This window comes from Acidisoma sp. S159, from assembly GCF_009766125.1.
GTDB lineage: Bacteria > Pseudomonadota > Alphaproteobacteria > Acetobacterales > Acetobacteraceae > Acidisoma.
The window spans coordinates 1-24,108 of record NZ_LMUG01000002.1; the positions used below are offsets into that span (position 1 = coordinate 1).

The 24,108-nt window shown below is 66.3% G+C and carries 23 protein-coding genes; 9 read left to right on the plus strand and 14 right to left on the minus strand.

The features are described from left to right. Positions 1-1,214: 1,214 nt before the first annotated feature. The 5 genes from GSQ92_RS00225 to GSQ92_RS00245 form a co-directional block, all read right to left on the minus strand. The gene (locus GSQ92_RS00225) at positions 1,215-2,045 is read right to left on the minus strand and encodes an inositol monophosphatase family protein (RefSeq protein ID WP_174246634.1); all 831 of its coding nucleotides are present in this window, start codon (positions 2,043-2,045) and stop codon (positions 1,215-1,217) included. Further along, positions 2,042-3,349: a GTPase HflX gene (gene hflX / locus GSQ92_RS00230; protein WP_158802020.1), complete on the minus strand. Its 1,308-nt coding sequence runs from the start codon at positions 3,347-3,349 to the stop codon at positions 2,042-2,044. The genes GSQ92_RS00225 and hflX overlap by 4 nt, the downstream gene beginning before the upstream one ends. Further along, on the minus strand, positions 3,346-3,636 hold the full coding sequence (hfq, locus tag GSQ92_RS00235; RefSeq protein ID WP_158802019.1) for an RNA chaperone Hfq: 291 nt from the start codon (positions 3,634-3,636) through the stop codon (positions 3,346-3,348). The genes hflX and hfq overlap by 4 nt, the downstream gene beginning before the upstream one ends. Before the next feature lie 138 nt (positions 3,637-3,774). After that, a complete protein-coding gene (locus tag GSQ92_RS00240) occupies positions 3,775-4,530 on the minus strand; it encodes a WecB/TagA/CpsF family glycosyltransferase (protein ID WP_158802018.1) in 756 nt (251 codons plus the stop codon). Further along, positions 4,527-5,834: an outer membrane beta-barrel protein gene (locus GSQ92_RS00245; RefSeq protein ID WP_158802017.1), complete on the minus strand. Its 1,308-nt coding sequence runs from the start codon at positions 5,832-5,834 to the stop codon at positions 4,527-4,529. The genes GSQ92_RS00240 and GSQ92_RS00245 overlap by 4 nt, the downstream gene beginning before the upstream one ends. A 66-nt stretch (positions 5,835-5,900) precedes the next feature. Between GSQ92_RS00245 and GSQ92_RS00250 the strand changes: the two genes are divergently transcribed. Both GSQ92_RS00250 and GSQ92_RS00255 read left to right on the plus strand, forming a co-directional pair. Next, positions 5,901-6,827 carry a glycosyltransferase family 2 protein gene (locus GSQ92_RS00250; RefSeq protein WP_158802016.1) on the plus strand — a complete coding sequence of 309 codons (927 nt, stop codon included), beginning with the start codon at positions 5,901-5,903 and terminating at the stop codon, positions 6,825-6,827. 22 nt (positions 6,828-6,849) lie between these two features. Next, the gene (locus tag GSQ92_RS00255) at positions 6,850-7,878 is read left to right on the plus strand and encodes an acyltransferase (protein WP_256367065.1); all 1,029 of its coding nucleotides are present in this window, start codon (positions 6,850-6,852) and stop codon (positions 7,876-7,878) included. Here the strand turns inward: GSQ92_RS00255 and GSQ92_RS00260 are convergent. From GSQ92_RS00260 to GSQ92_RS00270, 3 genes are read right to left on the minus strand one after another with little or no spacing between them, the layout of a single operon-like run. Beyond that, positions 7,838-9,172: a hypothetical protein gene (locus GSQ92_RS00260; protein WP_158802014.1), complete on the minus strand. Its 1,335-nt coding sequence runs from the start codon at positions 9,170-9,172 to the stop codon at positions 7,838-7,840. The two genes, GSQ92_RS00255 and GSQ92_RS00260, sit on opposite strands and share 41 nt — an antisense overlap. Before the next feature lie 43 nt (positions 9,173-9,215). Then, the gene (gene galE / locus GSQ92_RS00265) at positions 9,216-10,208 is read right to left on the minus strand and encodes a UDP-glucose 4-epimerase GalE (protein ID WP_158802013.1); all 993 of its coding nucleotides are present in this window, start codon (positions 10,206-10,208) and stop codon (positions 9,216-9,218) included. 50 nt (positions 10,209-10,258) lie between these two features. Then, on the minus strand, positions 10,259-12,433 hold the full coding sequence (locus GSQ92_RS00270; protein ID WP_158802012.1) for a hypothetical protein: 2,175 nt from the start codon (positions 12,431-12,433) through the stop codon (positions 10,259-10,261). A gap of 84 nt (positions 12,434-12,517) precedes the next feature. Between GSQ92_RS00270 and GSQ92_RS00275 the strand changes: the two genes are divergently transcribed. The 3 genes from GSQ92_RS00275 (at position 12,518) to GSQ92_RS00285 (ending at position 14,953) form a co-directional block, all read left to right on the plus strand. Further along, positions 12,518-13,096: a polysaccharide biosynthesis/export family protein gene (locus GSQ92_RS00275; RefSeq protein WP_158802011.1), complete on the plus strand. Its 579-nt coding sequence runs from the start codon at positions 12,518-12,520 to the stop codon at positions 13,094-13,096. Between the two features lie 240 nt (positions 13,097-13,336). Then, a complete protein-coding gene (locus tag GSQ92_RS00280) occupies positions 13,337-14,122 on the plus strand; it encodes a TIM barrel protein (RefSeq protein WP_158802010.1) in 786 nt (261 codons plus the stop codon). A gap of 3 nt (positions 14,123-14,125) precedes the next feature. Further along, a complete protein-coding gene (locus tag GSQ92_RS00285) occupies positions 14,126-14,953 on the plus strand; it encodes a penicillin-insensitive murein endopeptidase (RefSeq protein ID WP_158802009.1) in 828 nt (275 codons plus the stop codon). A gap of 86 nt (positions 14,954-15,039) precedes the next feature. Here GSQ92_RS00285 and rpmG read toward each other — a convergent pair whose 3' ends face one another. From rpmG to GSQ92_RS00305, 4 genes are all read right to left on the minus strand, one after another. Further along, positions 15,040-15,207, minus strand: a complete 168-nt coding sequence (gene rpmG / locus GSQ92_RS00290; RefSeq protein ID WP_158802008.1) for a 50S ribosomal protein L33 — start codon at positions 15,205-15,207, stop codon at positions 15,040-15,042. Positions 15,208-15,383: 176 nt separating this feature from the next. Further along, a complete protein-coding gene (locus tag GSQ92_RS00295; protein WP_158802007.1) occupies positions 15,384-17,171 on the minus strand; it encodes a chloride channel protein in 1,788 nt (595 codons plus the stop codon). 203 nt (positions 17,172-17,374) lie between these two features. After that, entirely contained in the window at positions 17,375-17,545 is a 171-nt protein-coding gene (locus tag GSQ92_RS00300) for a DUF1328 family protein (protein ID WP_158802384.1), read from the minus strand. 44 nt (positions 17,546-17,589) lie between these two features. Then, complete coding sequence (locus GSQ92_RS00305) at positions 17,590-18,933, minus strand: ABC transporter substrate-binding protein (protein ID WP_159012811.1); 1,344 nt, start codon at positions 18,931-18,933, stop codon at positions 17,590-17,592. Between the two features lie 89 nt (positions 18,934-19,022). Between GSQ92_RS00305 and GSQ92_RS00310 the strand changes: the two genes are divergently transcribed. Both GSQ92_RS00310 and GSQ92_RS00315 read left to right on the plus strand, forming a co-directional pair. Beyond that, a complete protein-coding gene (locus tag GSQ92_RS00310) occupies positions 19,023-20,024 on the plus strand; it encodes an NAD(P)H-quinone oxidoreductase (protein WP_158802005.1) in 1,002 nt (333 codons plus the stop codon). A gap of 55 nt (positions 20,025-20,079) precedes the next feature. After that, positions 20,080-20,895: an alpha/beta fold hydrolase gene (locus GSQ92_RS00315; RefSeq protein WP_159012812.1), complete on the plus strand. Its 816-nt coding sequence runs from the start codon at positions 20,080-20,082 to the stop codon at positions 20,893-20,895. On the opposite strand, the gene GSQ92_RS00320 is transcribed toward GSQ92_RS00315, so the two are convergent. Both GSQ92_RS00320 and GSQ92_RS00325 read right to left on the minus strand, forming a co-directional pair. Further along, positions 20,862-21,962 carry a murein transglycosylase A gene (locus GSQ92_RS00320; RefSeq protein ID WP_158802003.1) on the minus strand — a complete coding sequence of 367 codons (1,101 nt, stop codon included), beginning with the start codon at positions 21,960-21,962 and terminating at the stop codon, positions 20,862-20,864. The two genes, GSQ92_RS00315 and GSQ92_RS00320, sit on opposite strands and share 34 nt — an antisense overlap. A 115-nt stretch (positions 21,963-22,077) precedes the next feature. After that, entirely contained in the window at positions 22,078-22,767 is a 690-nt protein-coding gene (locus GSQ92_RS00325) for a Tim44/TimA family putative adaptor protein (RefSeq protein ID WP_158802002.1), read from the minus strand. Between the two features lie 173 nt (positions 22,768-22,940). On the opposite strand from GSQ92_RS00325, the gene GSQ92_RS00330 reads away from it, so the two are divergent. Together GSQ92_RS00330 and secB are read left to right on the plus strand one after the other, a co-directional pair. Beyond that, on the plus strand, positions 22,941-23,483 hold the full coding sequence (locus GSQ92_RS00330; RefSeq protein ID WP_158802383.1) for a histidine phosphatase family protein: 543 nt from the start codon (positions 22,941-22,943) through the stop codon (positions 23,481-23,483). Positions 23,484-23,557: 74 nt separating this feature from the next. After that, positions 23,558-24,073, plus strand: coding sequence for a protein-export chaperone SecB (gene secB, locus GSQ92_RS00335; protein ID WP_158802001.1), 516 nt, complete (start codon positions 23,558-23,560; stop codon positions 24,071-24,073). The last annotated feature ends 35 nt before the right edge of the window (positions 24,074-24,108 follow it).

Sequence of the window (24,108 nt, forward strand, 5' to 3'; positions counted from 1 at the left end):
CGGTTCTCTCGGGTCCACATCCCGAGCTTGAATCATCCCTCCCCGAGCCGCCACAAGCATTTTCAAACGGTCTCTAAGGAGCGCCAACAACATAGAGTTTTCCGGCCAAGCTTCACATATGTTGGACTACCCAGGTCGTCAATCACTCAACGCCGTAGTCGGCGAGACCGCTGACCCGAGCGTACAAAAGAGAATCGAACGACTTGGGGCAGGTCTATCGGGAAAGGAGATGGGCCACTTTGACCTTTACTTCGGAAGAACAGGTCAAGAACCCGCGATTCAGATGATGCGATACATTTCAGAGCATCCGGAATCGAGGACGATTGACAACCGTAAACTCGTACCGCACCTGAAGGCCCTCGGAGAGAAAATTGGCGACAATAATATACACAAGATTCTCGCGGCAGTGCCTGAATTCTTTGAATTATCCGAGGGCAAAAAATTAACGGTCAAAGACGTGCTCATGCCTGATCACGCTTTTCGGCTCCGCGGGCAACCTTTAGCGTTGCCTTCTTTGGGACCAACGGCCAATCAGATTTCGAATGTCGCGCCGAACGATCCCATCATCATTGCGAAGCGGCGATTAGGCAGTCTCAATCTGCCGCCGGCGAAGCATTCGGCTTCGTACACGCCAAGGACGACCACCGAGCTGTTCGAAAACCCACAACCAACGACCTTAGAGACTAACCAAAGCCCCTCGCTCGTCGTTAGACCGATACCTTTGTACCATGGGAATTGGCCCAGCCGAACTGCGGAACCTGGGAATGGCCTATTGCCAATGGCTACTTCTGGGTCCACCGGCAACTCTGCTGCGAACTACTTCCCTGTGGCCAACTCCGAAACTGTCAGTACACCGGGGGCTCTGCCTCCTCCACGGATCAGCTCGATATACCAGCCCACGCTCTTCCCACCACCGATCCCGACCGCCCTGCCATTGCCGGTGCCGGTGCGGATTGCCGAAGCATCCATTCCGGTCGGGCAATCGGCTTCACCCGCGATGTTTAATCAAAGTGCTCGGCCTTTCTCGCCACCACTGCCAGCGGCCGCACCGAACGCGCCGCTCGCACCGCCAGACATACCGAAGGCGCCTGGCACAATGCAGTCCTCGACTGACGCGGTTCTCGCCGTTGCGTCGGCCATCGTCCAGCCACCTGTATCAGTCGATCCAACCGCAGCTGCGCCCGTAGTATTTCATCGACCATGGGAGTGATCCCTCACTGACCCCCCACAGTCTCCCGCACCATCCGCCAGCTTGCCTCATCGGGCGTCGCGATGATGCCGTGCGTCGTTTCGGTCGGCGTGTATTGCCGCCCGTCGAGGCGGGCGGAATAGCCGCCCGCTTCCGCATGGATGAGCAAGCCAGGCGCGTGGTCCCACGGCATCATCCGAGCAAACACCGCGACATGCGCGTGGCCCTGAGCCAACAGCCGATATTCGTGCGCGGCGTTGCGATAATCCCAGGTCGAGGCCATGCGCGGCAGCATCGCCAGAGTGTTCGTCCGGAACGGCTCGTCGAAATATCGCCAGTTGATCGCGCCGATCATTTCCTCGAGCGGCACCGGGGCGGCGACCTTCAAGTCGTGGCGCTTGCCTGAGGGCGTCTCCATCCACGCGCCCTCGCCACGCAACGCGAGCGCCGCGTCGTCGCCGATCGGATCGTGGATGACCGCCGCGATGGTCTCCCCGCGCGAAATCGCCGCCACCATCACGCCGAACAATGGCAGGCCCGCCGCGAAATTCGCGGTGCCATCGACTGGATCGACCACGAAAGCGAGATCCGCATCGCCCAGCCGGCCGAGCAAAGACGGATCCGCGGCCGTCGCCTCCTCGCCCACCACCACCGCACCGGGAAACAGCCGCGCGATGCCGGCGGTGATGAAACGCTCCGCCGCCTCGTCGGCATCCGTCACCAAATCCAGCGGGCCACTCTTGGTCCGGACGCCATCGCGGCCGAGCTTGCGGAAGCGAGGCAGAATCTCGGCTTCGGCGGCCTGCCGCATCAGCATCCAGAGGTCGTGCAGCTGCGCGGCGGTTAGTCGGCTCATGATGCGTTTCCTGAGGCCATGCCCTCGAAACGGGCACGGTCGGCGGCCAGCAGCCGCACAGTGAGGTGGATGGTCTCGTCGCCATCGGTGCGGCTGAGCACCTCGCCATGACGATAGAGCCAGGCGAGGCGCGCGCCATCCGATGGGGCAAGGTCGAAACTCGCCACATGCCGGCTTTCGGCGAGCCGCGCATCAATGGCGCGGCTCAGCACATCAAGACCCTCGCCGGTCAGCGCGGAGATGGGAATCGCCTCGTCGCCCTCGACCTGTCCGGGGACCTGGCCGATGCCGCCGAGGAGATCGGCCTTGTTGAGAACATCGATGCAGCGCTTCGGCCAATCGGCATCGAGGCTGCCATCCTTGACCATGCCGTTCAGCACGCCCAGCACATCGGCTTTCTGCGCCGTCGTATCGGGATGGGCGATGTCACGCACATGCAGAATGATATCGGCCTGCGCCACCTCCTCCAGCGTCGCCCGGAAGGCGGCGACGAGCTGGGTCGGCAGGTCGCTGATGAACCCGACTGTGTCCGACAGAATCGCCGGCGTGCCCGATGCCAGGGCGATGCCGCGCATGGTGGGATCGAGCGTCGCGAAGAGTTGATCCTCGGCCTGTACCGTGGCGCCGGTCAGCGCGTTGAACAGCGTCGACTTGCCGGCATTGGTGTAGCCCACCAGCGCGATCACCGGATGCGGCGTGCGTTTGCGCGCCGTGCGATGCAGGCCACGGGTGCGGCGAACCTCGGCGATCTCGCCCTTCAGCCGCGCCATGCGGGTCGCGATGAGGCGGCGATCCGCCTCGATCTGCGTTTCGCCAGGGCCGCCGAGGAAGCCGAAGCCGCCGCGCTGCCGCTCCAGATGGGTCCAGGACCGCACGAGGCGGGAGCGTTGGTAGTCGAGATGGGCGAGTTCCACCTGCAGCGCGCCTTCCCGCGTCCGCGCCCGCTCCCCGAAAATGTCGAGGATGAGGCCGGTGCGGTCGATTACCTTGCACTCCCAGGCGCGTTCCAGGTTGCGCTGCTGGACCGGCGACAGCGCCGTATCCATCACCACGACCGCCACCTCATGCGCCACGAGATCCGCTTTGATGGTCTCCATCTGACCCGATCCGAGCAGCGTCGAGGGCCGCCGCTGGCGCAACGGAACGATCGCCGAATGCGTGAGGATCAGGCCAATCGAGGCGGCCAGTCCCACCGCCTCGGCCAGCCTCGCTTCGGCGGAACGCTTGCTGTCAGAAGCCTCGGCACGCTCCCAAGGCAGGATGACGGCGGCCCGTGTGCCGGGGCCGGCGGCCTCCTCGTTCACGCACCGCTGACCGATAGCGTCTCCCGCGTTGGCGTGGCGGCCGTGCCCTCGACCTTGGCGGCGTCGAAGAGCTGGATCGGCGCCCCCGGCATCACCGTGCTGATGGCGTGCTTATAGACGAGCTGAGTATGTCCATCCCGCCGGAGCAGTACGGAGAAGTTGTCGAACCAGGTGATGATGCCCTGGAGCTTGACGCCATTGACGAGAAACACCGTCACGGGCGTCTTATTTTTACGCACATGGTTCAGGAACACGTCCTGGACATTCTGCGTCTTTTCAGTGGCCACGGTTCTATCCTTTTTGTTGTTGCGGTTTCCGCATAATCCCTCGCGCTATTCAATGCGTGGCAGCGCGGAGAAGCCTCTGTTTATATCAGTCGTCCCTGGGATCAACAGAGCCGGGGCCGCCGGCTCTGCACGGCACGGCTAGCCGCCCCGCGCCCGGCGCCGCTCGGCGAGAAGGATTCCCAGAATTGCCGGGTCTTCCAGAAGGTAGCGCCGGGCCAGCCGCCGAGGCTCCCGGTAGAGGCGATGCAGCCATTCGAGACCGAGCCGCCGCAGCAGCCTCGGCGCCCGAGGCTGCACGCCGGTGAGGAAGTCGAGCGCCGCGCCGATGCAGAGGCCATAGCCACTGACACCCCCGATGCCAGTGATCGCGGCGGCGAGCCGCTCCTGGGCCGGCGAACCCAGTGCGATCAGAGTAAAGCGAGCGGGATGCGCGAGTGCGAATCGCAACGCCAGATCGAAGGCGGCCGGGTCCCGCGCGAAACCCCGCGGCGGCGCGTGATGGGCGATGTGAACCGCGCCAAGCATGGCGCCTAACGCGGGCAAGGCCGCCGGGGCGAGACCAATGATCGTCAGTCGGTCACCCGCTTGAAGATGGCGGGTCAGGAGCGCCTCAACGATATCGGCTCCGGTCGCGACACGCGGCGGGCACAAGCGCAGAAGCCTGGCCAATCGGAAGACAACCACAGAATCGAGGCAGCAGAGCGTTGCCGCCTCGTAGGCCGGCCGCAACTCGGGGGAATGGAGGAGCCGTATGAGGTGATCCGCATTTGGAGTGACGAGGTATCCGAAACACGCATTCTCAGGTCGGCGCGCGATCAGGCCGGCGGCGGCCTCGGCATCCAGATCCGCGAAGCGGAGACCGAGAAAGGCCGTGTCAGACGCGCTCTCGGTCATATCCCCACCGTCATGCCGAGCAGCACCACATCCTCGCCATAGGTGCCGCCCACTCCGCCAGCATGGTCCGAAAGCTCGACCTTCGCTGACATCCGGACATTGCGATCGACCAGCCAGAGCAGGGACAGCCGGCCGGTGGTGATGGTCTGCGTCGTGCCTCCGCTGTAATTGGCGTTTTCGAAGTCGATCCCAGCGTGAAGGATGAGGTTGCGCTTGACCTCATGATCCGCGGCGACCCCGGCGATGGTCGCGACGTAACTGCCTTCGCCCTCGTCGGAGGCGTCCTCGATGCGGCGGATGAGGGCGGCGTGCCAAGTCGTCCGCTCCGTGGGCTGCCAGGTCAGCGCGGCCTCGGCCAGGGGGGCGATCCGGCTGTTATACGCCGAGCTGCTGAAGCTGCGGCCTCCAGCGCCCACAGCGACCCGCCAACCCCAAATGCCGTCGAGGTCATGCGCGGTGCCGACCAACACCGACCCGCCGGTGGAATCCCGCGAAGGCTCGGCCGTGCCACCCGGCCCCGCCGTCGGATCCGTGTACGAGGTGTCAGTGCCTCGCAGGATGAGGAGCGCGCGATCAGGATCGCCGACGCTCGTCAGGCCTGTGGAGGCGGTTAGGCCTGCCTCATAGACGTTGCGGTCTCGGAAAGATTGCGGCGCTGCGATGCCGTCGATGCTTGTGCTGCCGAAAGCGTAGCGCGTGACGTCGAAACTTGGGGTCAGGTCGAAACGCCCTGCGGGCAGCGCTCCGCCAAGCCGCAGGGTATCGACCGTGAAGGGCAGCGGCTCCGCGAAAGCTGCGGCATCCAGATCCGTATCCGTCTCGTGCAGCGAGAGATGCGCAACGGCGACAGTCATCTGCCCGAAGGACAACGGGATTGCGCTGCCAACCGCCGCCGTCCAATCAGTTTGCGACTGGGAAGGATCGCCGGTGAGTTGCTGGTGGTTGAGCGACAGGTTAGCGACGTAACCCTGATCACCCGCGAAATCAGAGAGCGAAAGCGTGCCGGAAGTATCGAGCGTGGCGCTGCCGCGTTGCCCAGCCAGCACGGCGCTGTCATAGCCGAAGCTTTGCGTCAGTTCAGGATGCAGCAAGGCCGAGCCGAGACGGATCGATTGCCAATCGGTGTCGTCATGAATGCGGGATGTGACCGAGACCCCCGGCGCACCCCCGAAACCGGGAACATCCGCCGGATAGACACCTTCGATAAGCTGAGCGGTAGCCGGCAGCGTCGTCGAGACCGCTGCGGCGACAGCCATTGCGGCGAGGCGGCAGCTGCGGCGCGATGGCAATGAGGCGTTGAGCATGCCAAGACGCTATCATTTTCGTTCTTGAAACGATACGTTATTGGTTCCTAAACCGGAACGTAACTCATGTCGCCACCGGCCCCGCTGGTCGCTTCGCCCCTCCTCTCGGTCGTTATCTGCACGCATGACCGCGTATCGTCGCTCGCCGCTTGTCTGCGGTCGCTGCCGCGCCGGGATTGGCTCGACATCATCGTCGTGGACAGCGGCTCCGACGCCAAGACGGCGCGGCAGATCGGCCGCCTCGCCGCCCGCGAGGGCGTCCGATTGCTCCGCCAGACGACACCGGGCCTCAGCATCGCCCGCAATCACGGCCTTGCCGCGGCCCGCGCCGAATGGGTCGCTTTCCTGGATGATGATGTCCGCGCCGCCCTCGGCTGGGCCGAGGCCGTGCTCGACGGCACCTCCGCCCTGCCGCCACTGGCCGCCGCCGCCGGTGGCCCGATCCGGCCGCTGCCCGGGCAGCAAATTCCGGACTGGTGGCCAGCCGAATTGCGGCCTTGCCTCTCCCTGATCGACTGTCAGAGGTCGGGGCGCATCGGAGACAGCGATTTGCCGGCCGATCTCACGGTGTTCGGTGCGAATATCGTCTTCCGCGCGGTCGCCCTTCGTGCCATCGGCGGCTTTCCCGAGCGGCTCGGTCGCAACGGCAGGTCGCTCGCCTCCGGTGAGGAGACTTTCACGCTCCACAGGCTGCTGCATTGCGGGCAGCAGATTCACTTCCTGCCACGGGCCGCGGTCGCCCATGTGATCGAGCCCGAACGTCTCACGCCGGGCTGGCTGATCGCGCGACAATTTTCCAGCGGCGCCTCGGAGGCTCAGATGCTGGAGCTTCTGGCCGAGGGCGAGCGGGCGCGGTCGAAGGCGCGTCGCCTCGCCTTTCGCGCCATCCTTCTGGCGCCGCTGGCGCTGTGGCCGAGGCGCGGGGCACGGCTTCTCCGCATGCGCTGCCGCCTCGCCTTCGCCTGGGGTTTTCTCAACGGCTACCGCGCCTGACACGCGCCCGCGCCCCAACCCCCTGTCAGCCAGCGCGCGCCGCGCCGACCTTGAACGCGGCAAGATTTTCGCGATTTTGCTCGTGGTGCTCGGGCATCTTGTGGCGCGGCAGGAGCCTGCCGGATTGCAGTGGTACGAACCGCTGCGGGCCGTGCTTTACAGCTTCCACATCGCCTTCCTCTTTTATCTCAGCGGCTACGCGACCGGGCTTTCGGGCAGCGATCGGCGAAGCGGCGGTGCCTATCGCCTGATGGTACGGCGACGCGGGGCAAGGTTGCTGCTGCCCGCTTTGCTTTTTGGCCTCGTCATTCTCACCGGCAAGCTTGTCGCGGCGCGTTTCATCATGGTCGACAATCTGCCAGCGAGCCCATGGAGCGGCGTGATTGATCTAGTTTGGCATACCGACCGCAGCCCGGCGCAATCGGTCTGGTATCTCGTGGTTCTCTTCATCTTTGTGGCCGCGACCCCGCCACTTCGTCTCGCTCTTGGAGACCGAGGCGGTTTCGCCTGCGCCCTCTCCTTGCTCGGCCTCGCCGGTCTGTCGTTGGTCTCGATGCCTCGGCTGCTCTATCTGCATGGCGTCTGCGGCAATGCCGTCTTCTTCGCGGCGGGCATCGCGGCGGCGAGCAAAGACGCGAACTGGACGCCTTGGCTTGACAGTAACCGCCGAGCACTGACCTGCGGCCTGCTCGTCGCGCTCGCCGCTATGCTCTTCCTGGATGTCGCCGCGCCGGGTGGGTTGCCGACATCTCTGCGCCGACTGGCGACGAGCCTCATTGCATTGCCCGCACTGCACGCCCTGATGCGCGGACTGCCGCCGCGCGCCGAAGCCGTACTCGATGCGCTCGCTCCCTACGGCTTCGCGATCTACCTGCTCAATACGATTTGCATCGGCCTCGCCAAGGGCGTGCTGATGCTCGCTTTGCCCTGGACCACCGCGAATTTCCCGCTCTACGCGATCCTGCTGACAATCGCTGGAATCGCCGGACCTGTGATCGCCAAGCGGCTTCTCATTCGTCCGCTGCCATTGCTCGACCGCATGACCGGCTGATCGCCCGACCGCCCGTGAGGATCATCGCCATCACCGGCAGCCAGACGATGCGGGACTGGTAGCGCGCATGCGGACCGGACAGCGCGCCAAGCAACGCGGCATTCGCGAGCAACGCCAAAAGCACCGTCGCACAGAATCCTGCCGCCAAACGATCACGTCGCCAAAACGCCACCAACGCCAGCATGCAGCCGAGGATACAAGCGACGGCGATCGCTTGCTCCGCCGCGCGCCACCAAGCGGGTAAGCCGAGCATCCCCAACGTCTGGCGCGCGGCAGTGTACGTGACCCGATCGAGCGGCAGGTCGCGCGCCACGGCACGCCCGGCGGTTAGTGGCCAGGGTTCGAGCTCGTCGCGCGTTGCCGTGCCAAAGGTCGCGAATTGGCGAAACGCATTGTTCGCCGCCGCCCGGATCACCATCCCCGGTGCCTCTTTCAGGCTCCTGCGGACGATCTCCCCCGCCTCTCGCGTCAGACGCTTCGGCCCACCCGCCGCATAAAGCGGACTATCCGCCCGCCACAGGAAATCATCGGCTGTTGCAGGTAGTGCGGTCCGAAAACGGCAGAGTTGCCATCCTGCTTCCGGGCAATCGCGCCGCAGAGCTAACCGCGCCGGCCCGTCGCCCAACAGCCGGGCGAGGAGAAACACATCGCCATAAGGCGACAACGCCAGCCGGCCATGGCCGATGAGATTGGCGCCGAGCAGCGCGCCAATACCCAGCGCCGGTCCTACCAGAAGTTGCAGCACCGCGCCGCGCTTGTGCGCGACCCGACCGCCGAACAGCCGCCGAATCAGCCACAAGCCGACGCCCAAAAGCGTTGCGATCGGCCAGTTCGCCTGATGGCAGGCGATGGCGCCAGCAATCAGCAATGCGAGTGCCCAGCTCTCGACGCGCCGAAGCCCCCCCGGCCGCACCAGCAACAACCAGAGCGCCGCCGCCATCAGTGCCGTGAGAAAGTCCGGCATGATCTCGGCCGTTACCCAGGGCAAAGCCGTGACCAAGCTGAGCACCGCCGCCAAAACCGGCAGGCTCCAAGCGTCAATCTCCGGCCATAACATCCGCCGCAGCAGATGCAGAATCCAGCCCGTCAGCAGCCCTTGCGCCAAAACCACCGGCCACAGCGAGAAACGCAGCGAAACGAGCATCACCGCCAGCGCATAAAACGGCGGCCGGTCCCAGCCGAGGTGCCGCTCCACGACCTGAGACACATACGTGCCGCTATCCGAGAAGAGCAGCGGATAGCCGTTCCACAGCGCCGGCCAGAGCAGCCAGGGCTGGCACGCCAAGATGGGCATGAGGCTCCGCCTCACGCCACACCCCGCGCCGAAGACGGAAAGCCTATTCCGCGTAACCTTCCGGATGGTCGAGCCGCCAGCGGTAGGCGGTCGCGACGATCTCGTCGAGATCCGTGAAGCGAGGCGCCCAGCCGGTGTCGCGCTGCAGCGCGGCGGCGCTCGCTACCAAAGCCGGTGGATCGCCAGCTCGCCGGCCACCTTCCACCAACGGAACCGCCCGTCCGCTCACCCGCTCCACCGCCGCGATCACCTCCCGCACCGAATGGCCATGGCCGCTGCCGAGGTTGAAGGTGGCGCTGCGCGTCTCCAGCAGATCGAGCACCGCCGAATGCGCCGTAGCGAGGTCGGAGACATGCACGTAGTCGCGGATGCAGGTGCCGTCCGGCGTGTCGTAATCCGAGCCGAAGACGGTGATCGGTGGCCGCCGCCCCAAAGCCGCGTCGATCAGCAGCGGTATGAGATGGGTTTCCGGGTCGTGATCCTCGCCCAGCCGCCCCTCCGGATCCGCCCCCGCCGCATTGAAGTAGCGGAGCGCCGCCGAGCGCAGGCCGAAAATGCGATCCGCCCAGACCAGCGCCCGCTCGATGATGTATTTGCTCTCCCCATAGGGCGAGCCTGGATCGATCGCCTCGCTCTCGTCGATCGGCAGCCGCTCGGGGGCCGCGAAAAGGTTGGCAGTCGAGGACAGCACGAAGCGCATCACCTGATGGCGGCAGGCGGCCTCGATCAGCCGCAGCGCTTGAAGGCTGTTCTCCTCGAGGTAGCGGAACGGCTGCTGCATGCTCTCGCCCACCAGCGAGAGCGAGGCGAAATGGAACACCGCGTCGAAGCGCGTGCGGCTGAAGACTTCCTCGAGCGTCGAAGGATCGCCCGCCTCCCCCACCACCAGCCGGATACCATGCGGGACAGCGGCTGCATGGCCTTGGCGCAGATTGTCCAGCACCACCACCTCCGCCCCCTGATCGGCGAGATGGGCGACGAGATGGCTGCCGACATAGCCGGCGCCCCCCGTGACCAGAAAGGCGCGGCCGTTCATCGCGGCCGGCTCCTGTGGGCCGCCGCTTGCGGACGAAAATACATCGGGTGCTATTCCCTGAAATAGGCAGCGTAGCGCCGGGAATAAACGTCCGATTCTGCCGAGCCCGTCAACGCGGCATCGTGAATCGCGACCCGCGTCAGCACCGAACCGAGCAGCCGCCCGGCCTTATGCGCCGCCGCCTCGGCGAGCAGCGCCGCCGCGCGGGCCACGACATGGCGCGGCGTATCGTGCCACCGCAGGCAGAGCACCACGCCATCGGCAAGCCCCGCGAGCAGCAGCGCATCCGGACCTGCCAGAGCGGGCGGACCGTCCAGGATCACCAGGTCAAAGTTGAGCCGCCAGGTCGCGGCGATCCGCTGGAGCTCGGGCGAGGCGAGGCCGGCCCCGGCGATCTCGCTGACTTGGCCAGCCGATATCACCACGAGCCCGGTATCGGGCTCCCGCGCCATGGCGGTGCCAGGATGCGCCTCGCCGGTGATGAGTTCTGCGAGCCCGACCTCGCTGGCGCCCATCAGCCGCGCCACGGCGGGACGCACCCAATCGCAATCAACCAGCAGAACACGCTCCCCGGCCGCCGCCGCGAGCCGTGCCAGACCGATAGCGAGTGTCGTCTTGCCCTCCTCCGGCCGCGCCGCCGTGATGAGCAGGATGCGTGAATCCGATGCCGCCGCCAGGCGCACTCGCAGCGCGCGGAGCTGCGCGGCAAACAGTGACTGCGGGTAGACCAGGGCGAAGTCCTCGGGCGCGGCCCGGCGCCGCTGCCGGCGAGTAAGTGCCGGAATCGTGCCGAGACATGGCAGGCCGAGCAGCGCCTCCGCCTCTTCCTGACTGCGCACTGTCGTGACCGTCAGCTCGCGCAACCAGCCAAGACCGAGGCCGAGCACAACGGCTGCCGCTACAGACGCGCTCATGAGCAAACCGCGCTTGGGCGAGGATGGCGACAACGGCGGCACTGCCTCGGACAGCACGCGGGCATCCGGCGCCTGAAGCAGGCTGGGCTGTGCCGATTGCTGCAGACGGGTCAGCACCGACTGCAACAGCGCCCGCGTCGCCACGGCATCCTGCTGCATCGCCGCCAAGGCCACATTGGCATGCGCCTCCACAGCACTTTTGTCCCGCAGCGTCCCGAGTTCGGCGCGGAGGGCGGCCACGCGCGCGGCCGAGGCCCGGGCATCGGCGGTGATGCCGGACAGAACGCGCGCGGTCTCGGCTCCGGCGGCGCCACGCAGCGCGTCCCGCTGGTCCCGCAACCCCCGAAGCAGCGGATGATTAGGGCCAAGCCGGGCGGCGGCCGCGTCATAGGACGCTTCGGCATTCGCCGCTGCCTCCCGCAAAATGGCGGCGCTCTGGGCAAGGCTGGCGGCGGCGGTACCGCCGGAGCCATGGAAGATCGCCTGGCGGCGCGCCTCAGCCGTGGCGAAATCATTCTCGGCCTGGATGAGGTCGGCGCTCAGCCGGCTGACCTCCTCGGTCCCAAGCGTCGCCTGCACGCCTTCCAGCAGGCCATGCCGGGCGCGATAGGTGGCGATCCCGGCGTCCTGAGCCTGTGCCCGCGCACTGAGTTCGGCGGCGCGGGTGGCGAGCCAGCCATCGGCCGCCCGCAACGCCACTTCCTTCTGGGCGAGTCCCAAGGCGATGTAACCGTCCATGGCCGAATTAACGATCGCCGCGGCCAGGGCCGGCTTGCGCGCCGTGAACGAGACCTGAAGCACGCGCGAGGAGTTCAGTGGCACGACTTCGAGGCCGCGAAGCAGCGCAAGCTCGACGACGGTCCGGCGGTGTTCGGGATCGGCGGGAGTGCGTTGTTGCAAACCGGCCGAGCGCGCGAAGTCCTGGTCGTTGGCGAGCCCAAGGGTCCGCGCGACGCCTTGCGCGACCGCAAGGCTGCCCAGGATCTCGGCCTGGCTCGCCATGACAGCATCGGTCGTGGGATCGCTGCGCAGGATGCTCTGCAGCACTTCCGGGGCGTAGCCGGACGGGTCGTAGAAAACAGTGCCCGACGCCGTATACATCGCCGGCATGCGCGACACCGCGACCGCGGCGAGCGCGGGGACGATGACCACCGGCGCCACCACAAGCCACAGATGGCGCCGCAATCCGGCCAGCGCGTTGAGCAGCGGCGACCTCGGCAGAAGCCGTTCCGGCCGGGTGTCGTGCTCGATCTCGACCGCGCCGTCGGGCAAAGGGGCGGAGGGCGGGTAGCGGCCAGCCTCCGCAGACATTCAACGCCCCCGACACCGTGTCATTCCGTTCCGGAGTCATCACGAAATCTAGGCGCGAACAAGGGAATTAGTTACTAGACCATTATGTTTTTCCTTACGCTACCGTGGCGCTACTCCACCCTCGCGGCTGCCCTCGCCGTATCACTCGCCGGCTGCGGCATGGCGGGGTCCGATCTGCCGCCGCTGCCGCCGCCTGCGGTCACGCCTTACCGGCTCGGCGCGGGCGACCGCGTCCGCGTGATGGTCTATGGCGACAAGGAACTCTCGGACAGCTTCGCCATCGCGGACGATGGCTCCGTGTCTCTGCCGCTCGCGGGCACGGTGCAGGCATCCGGGCGCAGCACCGCCGCCGTCGCCGCGGGCATCGCCACCGCGCTGAAGAGCCGCGGGATGATGCTCGACCCTTCGGTTGCAGTGGAGGTCGAGAGTTACCGTCCCATCTTCATTCTCGGCGAGGTCACGAAGCCCGGCCAATACCCTTACGAGCCTGGCATGACCGCGATCGCCGCCGTTTCGATCGCGGGCGGCTACACCTACCGCGCCATCGAGGCCTATGTGGGCATCCTACGCAAGGAGGGAACGACCGCGGTCACCGGCCGCGCGCAGCCGGAGGACAAGGTCGCACCCGGCGATGTCATCACCGTCTATGATCGTCGTTTTTAGCGCGTGCTGATCTACTATTCGACCCCGCCCAAGAGATCCGTCATGGCACGCGCAGGCGTGCCATCCACGCCTTCCCTTCGTCACGCAAGCAAAGGCATGGATGCTCGGCCTTCGCCGAGCATGACGATGGTGGAATAAGTGCGCTTCCAACCAGCAACCTGCCGCTCTAGCGTCCCGCGCATGGTTGCGCCCCGAACCGGGCTGAACGAGAAGGCAAGGACCACCAACCCGGAGCCCGTCATGTTCACCCTCGCCGTCTGCGCCGAGATGGTTTTCCGCGATCTTCCCATCACCGAGCGGGTGCGGCGCATCGCGGATCTCGGTTTCGACGTCGAGATCTGGGACTGGACGCGGCATGACATCGATGCGCTGAGCCGCACCGGCGTCACCTTTTCGTCCATGACCGGCTACGTCACCGGCACGCTCGCCGATGATGCTGGCGCCGATGAGCTGCTACGCACCGCCGAGCAATCCCTGCCGGTCGCCGCGAAGCTCGGTATCCCTCGTCTCAACCTGCACGGCACCGGCCTCGACAACCAAGGACTGCCGGTGGTCGTGGCCCATGAGACGACGCCCGCGATGTGGCTGAAGGCCCGGCACACGCTCGACCGTATCGCTGATCTTGGGGAACGCGCGGGGGTCGTGTTCTGCCTGGAGAATCTGAACAATGCCGTCGATCATCCCGGCGTCCCCTTCGCCCGCGCCGCCGATACGCTGGCGCTGGTGGAATCGGTGGGGCGGCCGGGGCTGCGGCTGATGCTCGACCTGTACCATGCGCAGATCGGCGAGGGGAATCTCATCGAGCTGCTACGCCGGGCGGCGCCCTTCATCGGCGAGATCCAGGTCGCCGATGTGCCCGGCCGCTGCGAACCAGGCACCGGCGAGATCAACTACCCGGCAATCGCCCAGGCGCTGGCGGCGATTGGCTATCGCGGCACGATCGGCCTCGAAGCCTGGGCCTCGGGCGATGACGAATTGGCGCTGCGCCGTTTCCGCGAGGCTTTCACGCTGCCAGTCGGGACCTGAGCGATGCGTCTTGCTGGGCTGGCGCCTCTCCTGTTTCTGACTCTCGCCGCAGCGGGTGGCTCACCCGCGCCCGGCCCCTTGCGGATCATCGGCGCGAGCACCGGCTGCATCGCGGGTGCCCATGCGCTGCCGCCCGAAGGCCCCGGCTATATCGTGATCCGCGCCGGGCAGAGCAGCTTCTGGGGCGCGCCCAATACGCTGCGCGGGATTTCACTGCTCGCGGCGGAGGCCCAAGCCGATGGGCTATCGGAACTCTACATCGGCGACATTTCTGGCCCGCGCGGCGGCCCGCTTGCCGGGGGTCACATCGCGCATCAGCGCGGGCTGGACGTGGACATCTACCTCGACACGGATCCCAAGCCACGCCTCGCGCCGTGGCAGATGGAGAACCTGACCCCGCCAGCCCTCGTGGCACCGGGATCGGCGATGGTCGATCCATCGCGATTCTCCGCCGCAACGGTCGAGCTCATCCGGCTGGCGACGGAGTTGCCGGGGCTCGACCGGCTCCTCGTAAACGCGGCGATCAAGCGCGAACTTTGCGAAACTGTCACGGGGGACCGCAGCTGGTTGCGTCGTGTCCGGCCCTGGTGGGGCCATCGGGCGCATATGCATCTGCATTTCGCCTGCCCGCCGGGCCAACCGCTCTGCGTCGATCAGGCGCCGGTGCCGCCGGGGGACGGATGTGGGGCGAGTCTGGCCTGGTGGTTTCCGCCCTCTGGCGGAATACAGCCGCCGCCGCCCGGCGGTGGGGTTCCGCCGGCAATGCCGGTCGCCTGTGACGCCATCATCGGGCGAAGCGCGGCGCCCCCGCCGGGTGCGGAAGCAAACTGAAACGCAAAACAAACGTCGACAGCCACGAGGCGCTTCCGCGCAGCGTGGCTGGTATTTCGGGCTCAGTGAGGCGGGTTAGGCGAAGCTTACTTAATTTTAGCTTCGCGGAACTCGACATGCTTGCGGGCGACCGGGTCGTATTTCTTCATCGCCAGCTTGCCGGTCTGGGCGCGTGTGTTCTTTTTCGTGACGTAGAAATAACCCGTATCCGCTGAGGAGACGAGTTTGATCTGAACGGTATTCGACTTGGCCATGATTCCACTTTCCGCCGCCCGGCCTCATTCCGCCGCGATAGGGCGGCGGAGAACCGGACATGATATGCCCATAACAAGGACGCCACATGGGGCATCACCCCCTGTCAGGTCAAGCTGGATCGGCGCAGAGCCGCCTCCAATCGCCGGCATCGCGTCCGCCAGTGTCTAGGACGGGCTTACTCCCCAGCCAATTCGCGTCGTCTGCGGTCAAGTTCCTCAGTGTAGCGGCGCAAAGCATGCTGCTCGGTGAGGAGCCCGATGACGTGGCGCGACTCCTTCGAATCGACCACCACCAGCGCGTCGCTCTCCGCCTCCTCGAAGATCACGATGGCGGTCTTCACTGTCATCTGCGGAGTCAGCATCTCCTTCTCGAAATGCAGGATATCGCCCACCCGGTCCACGGCGAGGTCGGGGCTATAGGCCTCCGCGGTCTGCACGATCCCGGCATAGCGATCGGCGTCATCCACCACCACCACGCGATGGGTCGAGCCGAGCGGAAAGTCCCGCCGGAAGGCGGCGAGCGTCATATCCGCGTGGATCGTCCGTATATCCCGCCGCATCATCCGCCCGACGCTCAGCGTATTGACCCAGCCGATATCGACGGCGCTGCGGATCGCCTCGCCCCGCAGATGGAAGCGCCAGGTGGCGAAGGAGTAGCCGAAGGTGCGCCGCGCCGTTACCGAGGACACGATGACCGCCGCCAGCACCGCGATGGTCAGCGGAAAGCTGCCGGTGGTTTCCAACGACAGGAAACACATGGTGAGCGGCCCGCCAATGACGGCGACCGCCATGGCGCTCATGCCGATGAGGCCATAGACCACCGGCGGCAGCACCGGTCCCACCGAGAGTAGCGTGAGGACATCCGCGAAACACTTCCCCACCAGCGAGCCCAGGAACAGCGACGCAAAGAATAACCCGCCGCGAAAACCCGAGCCAATCGACACCGCCGAAGCGAGCGACTTCAGCACCAGCGCCGTGCCGACCAGCAAAAAGGGATAGTCGATATCGAGCCCGTCCCGCAGAGCGCCATGGCCCGAGGACAGCACCATCGGCGTCACCATCCCGCAAAGACCGACGATGAGCCCCCCCACCATCGGCCGGGACCACACTGGCAGCGGACTGCGGCGGAACAGATCCTCGGCGATGGTCACGCCGCGCATGATGGCGATGCCGATCAGGGCGCAGATGATGCCGAGCGCCAGGATCGGAATGAACTGCGTCAGCGGAATATCCGTCGGCAGCGGCAGGTCAAAAGGCTGCACGCCCCCCAGCAACCAGCGCTGCACGAAGACCGCCGTCAGCGAGGCAACGACCACGGGGGCGAGGATGCCGACCGAATAGGTGCCGATGACCAGCTCAATGCCATAGAAGGCGCCGGTCAGCGGCGCGTTGAAGGCGGCGCCGATCGCCGCGGCCGCGCCGCATCCCACCATCAGCCGCAGGTCGCTTCGCCGCAGGCGGAAGCTGCGCCCGATGCGGGACGCCAGCGCCGATCCCATCTGCGTGTAGCCCGCTTCCAGACCGACGGAAGCGCCCACGCCGCAGGAAATCAGCGTCTGCCCGCAAACGACCAGGCTGTCGAGCATCGACATGCGCCCGCCATAAAGTGCATTCGCCTCGATCGGATCGATCGCCCGGCGGGGGCGCCAGCGCGCGAGCGCCAAGGCCAGCAGACCCATCACCAGCCCGCCGATTGTCGGCACTAAGAGCAGCCGAGACAGCGGAACAGAGGCCGCCGAACTCAGCCGGCCGCCGCTGGGCAGCTCGAACAAGTTTTCGTGCATCACCTGGATGATACCGTTCATCGCAACGACAACACTGCCGGCGCACACGCCAACGATCGCCGCGAGCACGGTGAGCCAGAGCTCGTCCGCGCGGACGAGGGCCCTGAGAGTTTGCGGCGCATGCAGCACCCAGTCGCCGAAGGGCCGGCGCTGGCGGTTGCTTAGGGTTCGGGTGGACATCGGCAGGCTCTCATCGCCGCGCCGGTTCTATCGCGCGTCGCGGATCCAATAGCGCAAATCTCTGTGGAGAGAATAAGGAGCGGCTGCCCGATCACCGCCTTAGAGTAAAATAATCGCCTTCCAGGTCTCGCCAGACGAAAAAGGGCCCCGCGAAACCGCGGGGCCCTTTCATCTCAGGTCGAATCCTCAGCGGAGTCGCGTCGTCACAAGTTTCGTGCGGCTGTGAACGACATGACCAGGAACACCACAAAAACGACCAGGAAGATGAAGAACAGAATCTTCGCGATGGACGCCGCGCCCGCCGCTATCCCGGTAAACCCGAAGACACCTGCGATGATGGCGATGACCGCGAAGATGAGCGCCCATTTCAGCATGACGAACACCCCATGTTTTCAATGCGGCTCACGTGGGGCGGCCCCTAGCTTTTGTCCAGGTCGCCGAACATCGTTTGGAAGCGCGGCGAATAGGTCCCCGCAGCGGCACCGTGAGGCAGCAGAGCCACCGGCGCGCCGCCCTGCCACTGGCTCGCACAAGCGAAAGCGCGCGTGTTCTGGCCCCCGGTGCCGAACACCGCGCCCCAGCCATCGGCCAGCGTGCCCTCGGGAAGGTCGAGCTTGCGCACCACGGCAATGAGCTTGTCCCGATCAGGGGAACCCGCCAGAGCCAGCGCCTCCAGGCAAAGCCGCGTGCCGGCGTAATGCGCGAGGCTCTCACCCGATCGCGGCGGACCGCCATAAGCCGCCGCATAGGCCTGGGCGACAGCAGCCGCCTGCGGCGCGAAACGCTGATCGACCCGATAGGGCGTGGCACCGATGGTGACCGTGCCATCGAAGGTGCCTCCGACCATCGTCGCGGTTTCACTCGATTGATAGGCGTCACTGGTGCCGATCAGCATGCGCGGCTTCCAATGGATGGTCTCGAGCGCGTTGTAGAACAACACCACCTGATCGACGTCGCCGTGATGGATGACGACATCGGGACGCAATGTTTGCAGGCGCCGCGCGATGCTGCTGAAATCGGCGGTGTCGGCCTGATAGGCGATCGCCTCCGGCGCGGGCATCTTGCGCGCCAGGGCCCCCGCGTTGATGAGCTGCGCCATCGTGCTGCCGTTGGTGTCGTTGCCAAAAACTACCGCTATGCCGATCGGTGTTCTCTGTGGTGGGCCGAAGCTCGGCTGAAACTCGGTCGCGACCTGCAGCGCCCGATCGGCGATCGCATTCGCCGTCTCGCAAACGCGCACCAGATAGCGAAAGCCCCGCGTGGTGATGCCGGGAGCCGTCGCGCTCAGCTCCCAATACGGAATGCCGGAACCCTCGCCGACCTCGGTGGCGCCAAGGCTGAGCGTGCTCGCTCCGGTGCCGAGGATGAGAACCGGCGGACCCTCGGTGATGAGCCGCCGCGCTTCCGCCACCGCGCGATCCGGATCCGCGGCGTTGCCAGTGACCAGTTGCACCGGCCGTCCCAAAACACCGCCAGCCTGGTTGCTGAGGGCTACCGCGAGCCGGACCCCGCGCAGGCATTCGTCACCTTGCGCCGCGAGCGGGCCGGTTGCCGGAAACAGGGCGCCGATCCGCAGCGGCTGCACCCTGCCAGCGGCATTGCGCGGCACCGTCTCGCCAGCGTGAGCCAGCAACGGCGCGGCCACGCCCGGCAGCAGGCCGAGACCCGCCAGGCCAAGACCGGCCAGCACGTCGCGCCGTGGCCTGGACATCGGGTTTCCCTTCGCGTTGAGCGCGGCGACCGAGCCGTCAAACCCGTTCATGCACGACGCCGCTCTTGACGCAACCGGCGCGCTCCGAAATCAAGGTAATGGGTGCGTGGCGAGCCGCGTCACCCGCTGGAGGACGAAGCATGACACTCCCAACCGAAATGCAATTCATTGTGGTCGAACAGCCCGGCGGGCCGGAGGCGATGCTGCTGCGGACCGCGCCCGTTCCGGTTCCCCAGGACGGCGAAGTTCTCATCCGTGTCGAGGCGGCGGGGGTCAACCGGCCGGATATCTCGCAGCGCCAGGGCCATTACCCGCCGCCGCCGGGCGCCAATCCCAATCTGGGCCTCGAAGTCGCGGGCACGGTCGCGGCTATCGGCGCCGCGGTGACGGGCTGGGCCGAGGGCGATCGGGTTTGCGCCCTCGTCAACGGCGGTGGCTATGCCGAATACTGCGTGGCGCCGGTCGGCCAATGCTTGCCCTGGCCGCGCGGGTATGACGCTTTACAGGCCGCCGCATTGCCGGAAAACTATTTCACCGTCTGGGCAAATCTGTTTCAGGCCGGTCCGTTCGGCGCCGGTGACAGCGTGCTCATCCATGGCGGCACAGGCGGCATCGGCATCACCGCCATCCAACTCGCCCAGGCTTTCGGCGCCGTGGTCTTCACTACCGTCGGCAGCGCCGACAAGGCGCGCGCCTGCGAGCGCCTCGGCGCCCATGCCGCGATCAACTACAACGAAGCCGACTTCGCCGAGGAGATCACGCGCCTGACCATGCATCGCGGCGTCGATGTCATTCTCGACATGGTCGGCGCCCCCTATTTCGCACGCAACATCGCGAGCCTCAAGAAGGATGGACGGCTCCAGATCATCGCCTTCATGCAGGGCAGCACGATCGAACGTGTCGATCTGCTGCATATCATGACAAAGCGTCTGGTCGTCACCGGCTCGACGATGCGGCCCCGCAGCGCCGCGGAAAAGGCGGCGGTGGCGCAAGGTCTGCGCGAAAAAGTTTGGCCGCTGCTGGATGAAGGCCGCTGCGCGCCAGTGATCGAAACGAGCTTTCCCTTGGCCGAGGTCGCGGCGGCGCATCGCCTGATGGAGACGCGCGGACATATCGGCAAGATCATGCTGCGCGTCCCATGAGAAGCCGGCAGGGACGGTCGCGCACCCTCGCTGTCCTGGTCGCGATGAGGTCCCGATGCGCCTGAACGCCGTAGCGCTCGGCGGAGACGGGCCGCCGATTGTCCTGCTGCATGGCCTGTTCGGTGCCTCGCGCAATCTTCATTCGCTGCAAAAAGCTCTCGCCACCGATGGCCATCGCGTCGTGGCGCTCGATCTCCGCAACCACGGCGACAGCCCGCATGCGAAGGGCATGAGCTACGACGAGATGGCCGCCGATGTGCGCGAGACGCTGGGCGCCATGAGCGCCCTGCCCTGCGCGCTGCTGGGACACTCGATGGGCGGCAAGGTCGCGATGCGCCTCGCATTGGACCAGCCGACATTGGTGTCGCGTCTGGTCGTCGCCGATATCGCGCCGCGTGGCTATCGGCACGGCAACCGAGAGATCGCGGCCGCCATGCTCGCTCTGCCGCTGCATCCGGGGATGACTCGCGCCGAAGCCAATAAGGCGCTCGCCGATGGTGTGGCCGATCCGGCTACCCGGTCGTTTCTATTGCTCAGCCTGCGCCTCGGCGGTGAGGCGATGCCCGCATGGCGTATCGGTTTGTCCGAGATCGCTGCCGGTATGGCGACCATCGAGGGGTGGGAGAATGGCGAGACATCGCCTTACGTCGGCCCGAGCCTCTTCATTTCCGGTGCTCGCTCCACCTATGTCGCGGAAACCGACCAAGGCGCGATCCGCGTCCTCTTTCCCGCGGCGCAATTCGTGGTGTTGCCGAATGCCGGGCATTGGCTGCATGCGGAGGATCCGGCGGGTTTCCTCGCAGCAGTGGCGCCCTTTCTGAAGGCGCAGCCGGTTAGCTACGGCGCCGCCGGCTTCGGTAGGAGCACGTAAACCTTTCCGCCCGCGTTCATCGCACCCGCGGGGATCGCGGCGGCCGCACCCGTGCCGAAAAAGATATCGACATGCAGCGGACCCTGGATCGCCGCTCCGAGATCCTGCGCGACCATCAGTCGCTGATACGGCGCGTGCGTCGTCGGGTCGGTCGTATCCACCCAGACCGGCGCGCCCAGGGGTAGGTATTTGCGGTCCACCGCGATAGAGCGCCCCGGCGTCAGGCTGACGCCAAGCGCACCCGGCGGTCCGGCGTCGCTCTGCAATTCCGGCGCCGTCTTGAAGAACACATAGGAGGGGTTGCGCTCCATGATGGCACGCGCGCGGTCCGGATGGGCTTCCAGCCAGGCGCGGATGCTCTGCTCCGACACGCCATCGGGGGGCAACAGCTTCTGCTCCACCATCACCCGGCCGATGGGCACATAGGGGCGGCCGTTCTTCCCCGCATAGACCACTCGCATTGTATCGCCGTTCGGCAAGTCGATGCGGCCGGAGCCTTCAATCTGCAGGAAAAAGGCATCGACCGGATCGGCTACCCAGGCAATCGCCAGTTGCTGGCCGTCCAGCGCGCCGTTGTCGATCTGAAATCGGTCGTAGTAGGGCACCACAGTGTCACCAGCGATGCGTCCGACCGCCGTTTTCCCGGCGAGCGACGGCTCGAAGCCGCCAAGGTCGAAGCTGACCAGGTCGGGCGGCAGCCCAAAGAGCGGCGTCTGAAACGAGTCAGTTTGCGTGGTGCTCCCCGCCACTTCAGGCTCGTAGTAGCCGGTGAACCGGGCGGCTGAACTGCCGGTCTCCGCGACTTCATAGGGCTGGAACTGGGCCAGGAAGAAGGCCCGCGCCGCGGCGTCATCCGAGAGCGGCGTGCCACGCGCCGCCGCGCAGACATTGCTCCAGGCCGCCGCATTGCCCCCGAGCGTCGCGGCGGTGCCGCTGCCCCCCAAACTCTGGTCCGGCGGGAAATACTGAATTCGCTGGCAGCTCGTCACGAAGGCCGCCAAAGCGCCGGACGGCTGGGTGGCATTCCAGCCGGGCAGCGCGGCGAAAGCCACGGGCGTCAGGGTCATGCCTGCGCCACTCACCGCGACCGTGCCTTTGGGCGGAACGACGCATCCCGCGAGCGCAAGGGCTACCGACGCGGCTCCCGCCAGGCGTCTCCAAAGAGCGAACGGCAAGCGGAGTTTATGCGCTGCGCGCGGCGGCGAGGCGCCAGACGGGGTCACGCAGCGCGAGGTCACGCTCGAAGGTCCAGAGATCGGCGATCTCGGTCACCGCGTCGGTGCCGGCCTTGGGCTGATTGTCGCGCCCAAGCGTAAGGTTGATTTGATCCGACACGAAGCGAACCGTGATTTCCCCGATCTTCTCGTGCAGCTCGGCATCCTGGATCGACGCGACGGTGACTTCCTTGATCTCGGTGCGCTGCGTCTCGCTCGCCGTCTCGCGCGCCGCGATCGCGGTTTCGAAGGCCCGATAGGTCTCGTCCGTCAGCATGCCGCGCAATGTCACCCGGTCGCCCGCCGCAAAGGCCGAGACGATGGTGCGGAAGGACGTCTCGGCGGTGTCCAGAAATCGCGTTGGATCGAAGCCGCGATCGATGTCCCGCATCATGCGAAGGGTGGTGCCGATAGGGCCAGCGGGATCCGGCATCGGCCGCGCGGGTCGAGCGGGCGGCGGTTCCGCACGCCCTTCGATGACCGGCGCCTCGGGGCGTCCCGCATTGGCACGCCCGGCGGGACGGACAGGAGACGCGGTTTGGCCGCGACCCTCGAAGCCGATTCGCCGGCCGAGGATGCTGCGCAAGCGCAAGATCAGAAAGGCCGCGATCAACCCGAAGAGTATGAGGTCGATCGGAAAGCCGCCGGGGAAGTTCATGAGAGAGGTCCGCTGGGAGCGACGATTCTGGCCGCCACACCCTTCCTTCCAGGCCAGACATAAGGCCATGGCCACTACGCCGCAACAACAGCCGACACGCACCCCTTAACGTGATCACCGCAAACGACGCCCGCACGGGTGTTTTCGTTCCTCACCGTCTTTATACTCGGCGGATGATTCTTCTCCGCCACGGCCAGAGCGAGTTCAACCTGCATTTCAGCGCAACCCGAATCGACCCAGGGATTCCCGACCCCAAGCTCACGCCGCTAGGGCACGAGCAGGCCGCCGCCGCTGCGGAAGCGCTGTCCGGCGTTCCCATCAAACGCATCATCGCCTCGCCCTATACCCGGGCGATGGAGACCGCCGCGCCCTTCGCTAAGCGCCTCGGCCTGCCGGTGACGATCACCCCCCTCATCCGCGAGCGCTACAAATTCGCCTGCGATATCGGCTCGCCGCCCGATGTCCTCGCCGGAGCCTGGCCGCAGCACGACTTCAGCGATCTCGCCGAGACCTGGTGGCCGGCCCATACCGAAACCGAGGAAGCCGTGCTGGAACGCGCGGGGCATTTCCGCCAGGAAATGGCCGGCCGCCCGGATCACGCGGAAACCCTGGTGGTGACGCATTGGGCCTTCATCCTGGCCGTAACAGGAGAGAGCCTGGGCAACTGTGAATGGATCGTGGTCGATCCCGAGGCAGGCGATCCGCCGCTCGAATGAAGACGCGCGGCGCGCTGGCGTGGCCCCGGCCGTAATGCTAACGCAGCGCCGAAGCAGTCCGGAGTTACCCTAGGATGTCCGACCAAGCCCCGCAGACCCCGCCGGAAGCCGCGGCTCCGAGCCAGGGTCCGCTCGTGATCAACGCGCAATACGTGAAGGATTTGTCCTTCGAGGTTCCCGGCGCGCCGCAGATCTACGCGACCCTCCGCACCGCGCCGCAGGTCGCCGTCAACCTAGACGTCCAGGTCAAGCGGTTGCAGGAGGATCAGCTGGTCTTCGAGGTGGCGCTGGTCTGCCGGGTCGAGGCGACCCAGGTGCCCGAGGGGAATAATGGCGCCCAGCAATCCGGTATCGTCTTCCTCGCTGAGCTTACCTATGCCGGCATCTTCACCCTCTCCGGCATCCCCGAGAACCAGATCGAGCCAGTCCTTGTGGTCGAGGGCCCGCGCCTGCTCTTCCCCTTCGCCCGCAATATCCTGGCCGATGTGACGCGCGACGGTGGCTTCCCGCCGGTCATGCTCGGACCGATCGACTTCCTCGCCTTGTGGCAGGCGCGCCGCGCCCAGGCCACGGTGCAGCCCGTCAACTGAGACGGCGGCGGCGTAGCACAGCAACCCGGCACATC